The following is a 5,473-nucleotide window of genomic DNA, read 5'->3' as shown; positions in this document are numbered from 1 at the left end:
TCGGCCTCGTCAACGGCTGCATGGATCCCGGCGACGACTTCGTCCTCGACACGCTGGCCGAGCTCGATCTGGAGGCGGCGGTCGAGACCGCCGTCGACGCGGACGGCGCGGCCTACCGCGCCCGCGGCCGCGGCTTCGTCGGCCCGGACGCCGAGACGGCGGCCGAGATCCTCGCCAGCGTTCGCGAGAACCACGTCGCACAGGCCGCCGGCCGCTACGCCCGGAACGCCGACGATCCCGCGCACGCGGCGACGGTGTTCGTCCGGACGGACGCCGTGCCGGCCGGCTTCGCGGACGTCCGGGTCCCGGGCGCCGAGTGGGTGTTCACCGACCGCCAGGCGGCGATCGTCGAGGAACTCCGGTCGGCGCCCGGGGCGCTCGCGGCGCGCGAGATCGCCGATTCCGCGGGATGTTCGAAAGAGCACGTCCGCACCACGCTCGCGCGACTCGCCGAGGGCGCAGACGGCGAGCCGGGGCCGGTCCAGCGGGTCGAGGGGGCGGGTGCCCACGGCGCGACGCTGTACGGCGAGCGCGGGGTGGCGCAGTCGGGCGTCTGCGAGATGCGAGATGGCGTCCGTGCGAGTCGGGAATCGCCAACCGACGCTTATTCTAGCCCTACTAGGTGGGCGTTGGCGATTCGCGAGCCCTCTTCGAGCGCCGCGGTCGCCGACGGGGGTGACGACGGCGCCGGCGCGGGCGGGACGCGGGAGTGGGCGTGGGACCAGCCGCCCGATCCGGGGGACGCCCCGGATGATCCGGGTGGCTAACCCGGCGACCCCCGGCCGACGGCCCCGCACGGACGGGGCGCCGACCAGCCGCGGCATTCTCTGCGAAGCGACCGGCCGCGGCACGCGCAGCGAAGCGACCGGCCGCGGCACGCGCAGCGAACCGTTGGCCACGACCGCACTCGCAGCCAAGCTCACCGACCACTTCCCGCCCGAACGAATGCCATGTCCATCACGCACTCACCATCCACGCTCGCGGAATCGATCACCGACTGCAACCGGTCGCTCGATGCGGCCCTACGGAGGCGATTCGGCGTGACCCTCCAGACGTACAAGACGCTGAAGGCGCTGGTCCAGCTCGCGGCGGCCGCGCTCGCGTTCTACGTCGTCTCGCAAGGCGGCGATCCGCTGACCACGTTCGCGCTGTTCACCGCGATCCTGATCGGCCCGGAAGCGGTGGAGACGATCATCGCGGCCGACGCGGGCGCCGAGACGGAGTGATCGCGACGAGTGACGAGACGCCGTGGACGTCGCGGAAACCCGCCTCCGAACGGGGTCGCGGTCGGCTGCGAAGGATCGAGCGGTCGTCCGTGGTCGTCCGGCCGGCGGCGGGCGTACCGTGGCGACGCGATTCCGACCGTCGTTCCGCTTCTCGTGAGTGGCGAGTGATACTCGCCACTCGATACTGGCCGATACGAGTTCCTCGATCGCGGTTGCGAACACCAGCGAACGGGAACTGCTGAAAGACGCGATCCACCGTACGACGACCAACGTCTGCAAACACGAGCTTCGGAACCCCGTAGCTCGAAGGAGGAGGGTATAGAACGGTTCCCGTAGTCGCTCGGATTCGCAGCCGGTTGCACCTTCCAGTCCTCAGGGTACGGCCTCGACCCACATCGAACTCAATTGGAACTCGCAAATAGCCTATTCTGAATTAGGCTATTTTGAAATTGGCTATTCGGAGGGTTTATGGGTTGACAGGAGAACGAGGGCATATGGAGCGCTTCGTCAATAGGGAGGACGAGCTCTCACGGCTACGAGGGTGCTACGAATCCGACGATGCCGAGCTGGTCGTGCTCTTCGGCCGGCGTCGCCTCGGGAAGACAAAGCTCGTCCAGCACTCGCTCGCCGACCGTGACGACGCCGTCGTCTACCAGGCGACGGAAACGACGTCGCAGGTTCAACTCGACGAGTTCGTCGACGTCGCGGCCGAGACGTACCCCGAGATACAGACGATCAAACGGGACTGGGAAGCGCTCCTGGGGTATCTCGGCGACCGCGACGCGATCGTCGTCCTCGACGAATTTCCGTACCTCATCGACGCCGATCGGAGTCTCCCCTCGGTCATCCAGCGGCTGTGGGACCAGCGACTCCAGCAGACCGCGGGAACGCTCGTTCTGGTGGGGTCGTCGATCAGCATGATGGAGGAAGCGACGCTGCTGGGGAGCAGTCCGCTGTACGGGCGGTTTACGGCCAAACTCGACCTCCGACCGCTCGGGTTTGCCGGCGCACAGGCGTTCCTTCCGGACGACTACTCCCCCGAAGACCGTCTCTTCGCGTGGGGCATCTTCGGGGGCGTCCCGTACTACCTCGACGGGATCGATCTCGATCGCGACCTCGGAACCGTCCTCACAGAGGCGGTGTGCTCCCGAAAAGGGTACCTCCACAACGAACCGGAGTACGTACTCCGGACCGAGCTCACGGACCCGAATCGATACTTCGCGATCCTCACCGCGATAGCCGGGGGAAAGACGACGTCGAACGAGATCGCCCAGGCGGTGGGAATCGACGGCAAGCAGATTTCCTCGTACACCAAGAAGTTGGAACGGTTGCGGCTCGTCGAGCGCGACGTTCCGATCACCGAAGACAAAGCGACGTCGCGGCGCGGCCGCTATCGAATCCTCGATCCCCTGTTCCGCTTCTGGTTCCGGTTCGTCTACGGCGCGGAAGATCGATACGAACGCCTCGGTGCGGACGCCTACGAGGCGATCATCGAACCGGAGCTGCCGGACTTCGTGAGTCACGAATTCGAGGCGCTCTGTCAGGATGCGCTCCCGAACCTGTACCCGGACGAAACGTTCCTGGACGTCGGCCGCTGGTGGTACAAGGGTCACGAGGTCGACGTCGTCGGATTCACCGTCGACGGGACGATGATCGCCGGGGAATGCAAGTTCACCAGCGCGCCCCTCGACTACGGCGCGCTCTCCTCGCTCGAAGACCACGCGTCGGAAATCCGCTGGACGCCGGATACCGGCGACACCGACGCGGAATACGCGTTGTTCACGCGCAGCGGTGCAACACGTTCCGTCCGGGAAGCCGTCGCCGAGCGGGACGACCTGCGCCTGTTCGACCTCGAAGACGTCACGCGACACGCCTAGGAACGGGCGTTCGTGATCGGTACGGGACTCCGAGCAAATACGACGCTCGACGGAACCGATTCGCGTCGGAGTCGACCAGTCGGCCGTTCAGTTCGTTGCACTCGCCGTACGACCCGCAGACGCGGCGGCCGGGCGCATCGTACTCGACGACGGCGTCCGGATCGCTCCGTCCACGCTCGCGGAATCGATCGCCGACCGCAACCGCGCCCTCGACGTGGCCCTGCGGAGGTGATTCGGCGTGACCCTGCAGACGTACAAGACGCCCAAGGCGCTGGTCCAGCTCTCGGCGACCGCGCTCGCGTTCTCCGTCGTCTCCCAGGGCGGCGATCCGCTGACCACGTTCGCGCCGTTCACCGCGATCCTGATCGGGCCGGAAGCGGTGGAGACGATCATCGCGACCGACGCGGGGGACGAGACGGAGTGATCGGGACGGAGTGATCGAGACGGAGTGATCGGGACGGAGTGATCGGGACGGAGTGATCGGGACGGAGTGATCGGGACGGAGTGATCGGGACGCCGTGGACGGCGCGGAAATCTGCCCCTCGAACGAGGTCGCGGTCGGCTGCGCAGGATCGGTCTGTCATCCGTGGTCGTCCGGACGGTGGCGGGCGAGCGTTCGGCGAGCGCTCGCGGGCGTCGGCGAACGCGATCCCGAGCGACGCGTCGATCTCCGCGCGGCCGACCTCGTCGGGGGCGGCGAACTCGTCCCGGTCGATGACCACGCGGGCGGCGTCGGCGCGGCCGACCTCGTCGGGGGCGGCGAACTCGTCCCGGTCGATGACCACGCGGGCGGCGTCGGCGTCCCCGACTACGTGGACGGCGCGGACGCCGACCGACGGTGCCGACCGACCGGACCGTCACGGTGTCCGTCGTCGATCACTCACCAGCGTCCTCGATGAGCTCGTCCGCCGTTTCGCGCAGCTCGGCGGTCAGGTGAAGGCCGTGGGAGTCGACCCGTCGGAGGATCGTCTTCGCCTCGGCCTCGGGCAGCCCCGCCTCGACCGCCCTGACGATCGCGCCGATCGTCCCGGTCACCGTCGCTCCCAGCCCGCCCGCGACGGTCCGGACCCGTCGATCGTCGCTCACGACGGCCACTCGCTCGTCAGCGTCGGTGTGGGCGAGCACGGCCGCGACGAGCACGACGTCACCGTCGACATCGGACGCGCCGAGAATCGACCGCGCCCGTTCGGCGTGCTCCGCTCTCGAGTCCTCGTCCGTCGCGATCGCCGTCTCGACGTCGTCCCGGTCGCAGAATCGATCGAGATTCGTTTCGGCCGGCTGGGTCGTCACCTCCGCTCGAACCGCGGAGACGACGACGATCGTTCCGGCAAACGCCGACAGGAGGTCGAGTTCGCCGACGGTCCCGAGCGCGATGAGCGTCGTCGCATCGACGTAGATCCACGTCATAGCTCGCGCGCACGGTCGGCGTCGGCGGCGAGATCGTCGGGTGACAGTTGGCTCGTGAGGTTCCGCTCGCGAGCGATCTCCAGCCACTCGGCGACGCTCACGCCGGCGACGCGAGCCGCTTCGTTCGTCGAGATCTCTCCGGTCTGGTACCGCTCGACGGCGACCCTGATCCGGAGATCCGAGAGCCCCTCGCGGAGCGCCTTCCGGATCACCGAGCTCTTGTCCTCGTCCAGCAACGCGGCGACTTCCTCGAGGGCCTCCTCGTCGTCGTCGGGGATCCGGGCGCTGATCGACGGCATCGTATACGACGTAGCACGTCGTAATACACAAGCGTTTCGCCGATCGAAGACGGCGGCGTTCACCGAGCGCGGAGCGGTGAGCGCGCCGGCCGAGAGCCGTGAGGCGCTCGAAATCCGCCCCCAGAGACGATCCGACGGGCGATCGACGACGAGCGGACGATCAGCGCCGCGGTCGTGAAACGGCGATTCGACGCGTTCGACGGCTTCGAGCCGGTCGATATCGGCGCGACGAACGCCGCCGACGCACGCGCCTCGTCCGAAGCCCGGCGACTGGCGACCGCGCTACTCGAGTCGAGTCCCGCTCACCGACGAACACGCGATTACCGATCGACGAGTCAGCCGCGATCGGCCACGCGATCGACGGTCGTCGACCTCGCCGTAGCGGTCGCGGTGGACGAGTCCGGTCTCGCCGAGGTCGGTGAGTTCGTAGCGGTCGAAGTGCTCGACGGGGCCGACCGTGTCGACGAGGCCGTCGTCCGCGAGGACGGGGAGTCTGGCGTTGACGTTCTTTCGGCTCTTTCCCGTGTGATGGGCCAGGTTCGGCGCGACGTTTCGTCCCCGTTCGGCGAGCGCCGCGAGGAGCAGGACGTCCGGCGGACGGCGGCGTCTCACGGGGGATCACCCGCTACCGGATCGGCGGTGCGTCGAGCGTGCACCGTGTTCG

7 protein-coding genes and 1 pseudogene are annotated in these 5,473 nt (G+C 68.2%); 5 read left to right on the top strand and 3 right to left on the bottom strand.

All coding sequences use genetic code 11. The features are described 5' to 3' along the window. The 5 genes and pseudogenes from QZT59_RS05990 to QZT59_RS05970 all read left to right on the top strand — a co-directional run. Positions 1-767 (top strand): annotated as a pseudogene (locus QZT59_RS05990) (hypothetical protein); the annotation flags it as partial. A 183-nt stretch (positions 768-950) separates the two neighbouring features. Beyond that, the gene (locus tag QZT59_RS05985) at positions 951-1,226 is read left to right on the top strand and encodes a hypothetical protein (RefSeq protein ID WP_290812765.1); all 276 of its coding nucleotides are present in this window, start codon (positions 951-953) and stop codon (positions 1,224-1,226) included. Positions 1,227-1,720: 494 nt separating this feature from the next. Beyond that, on the top strand, positions 1,721-3,103 hold the full coding sequence (locus QZT59_RS05980; protein WP_290812761.1) for an ATP-binding protein: 1,383 nt from the start codon (positions 1,721-1,723) through the stop codon (positions 3,101-3,103). Between the two features lie 238 nt (positions 3,104-3,341). Then, positions 3,342-3,527, top strand: coding sequence for a hypothetical protein (locus QZT59_RS05975; protein WP_290812758.1), 186 nt, complete (start codon positions 3,342-3,344; stop codon positions 3,525-3,527). Positions 3,528-3,621: 94 nt separating this feature from the next. Beyond that, positions 3,622-4,002, top strand: a complete 381-nt coding sequence (locus QZT59_RS05970) for a hypothetical protein (protein WP_290812755.1) — start codon at positions 3,622-3,624, stop codon at positions 4,000-4,002. Here the strand turns inward: QZT59_RS05970 and QZT59_RS05965 are convergent. From QZT59_RS05965 to QZT59_RS05955, 3 genes are all read right to left on the bottom strand, one after another. Continuing rightward, a complete protein-coding gene (locus QZT59_RS05965; RefSeq protein WP_290812753.1) occupies positions 3,980-4,510 on the bottom strand; it encodes a hypothetical protein in 531 nt (176 codons plus the stop codon). The two genes, QZT59_RS05970 and QZT59_RS05965, sit on opposite strands and share 23 nt — an antisense overlap. Further along, positions 4,507-4,809 (bottom strand): UPF0175 family protein, encoded by a 303-nt coding sequence (locus QZT59_RS05960; RefSeq protein ID WP_290812750.1) that lies wholly within the window; start codon positions 4,807-4,809, stop codon positions 4,507-4,509. The genes QZT59_RS05965 and QZT59_RS05960 overlap by 4 nt, the downstream gene beginning before the upstream one ends. Before the next feature lie 282 nt (positions 4,810-5,091). Further along, positions 5,092-5,421 carry an ArsR family transcriptional regulator gene (locus tag QZT59_RS05955; RefSeq protein ID WP_290812747.1) on the bottom strand — a complete coding sequence of 110 codons (330 nt, stop codon included), beginning with the start codon at positions 5,419-5,421 and terminating at the stop codon, positions 5,092-5,094. Positions 5,422-5,473: the final 52 nt, after the last annotated feature.

The organism is Halovivax sp., assembly GCA_007119345.1.
Taxonomy (GTDB): Archaea; Halobacteriota; Halobacteria; order Halobacteriales; family Natrialbaceae; genus Halovivax.
This window is presented reverse-complemented; position numbering and strand designations above follow the sequence as displayed.

Bases quoted from the DNA above. Each gene is read 5' to 3' on its own strand.
- QZT59_RS05985 (WP_290812765.1), top strand. From the start codon at position 951: ATGTCCATCACGCACTCACCATCCACGCTCGCGGAATCGATCACCGAC.
- QZT59_RS05980 (WP_290812761.1), top strand. From the start codon at position 1,721: ATGGAGCGCTTCGTCAATAGGGAGGACGAGCTCTCACGGCTACGAGGG.
- QZT59_RS05965 (WP_290812753.1), bottom strand. From the start codon at position 4,510: ATGACGTGGATCTACGTCGATGCGACGACGCTCATCGCGCTCGGGACC.
- QZT59_RS05960 (WP_290812750.1), bottom strand. From the start codon at position 4,809: ATGCCGTCGATCAGCGCCCGGATCCCCGACGACGACGAGGAGGCCCTC.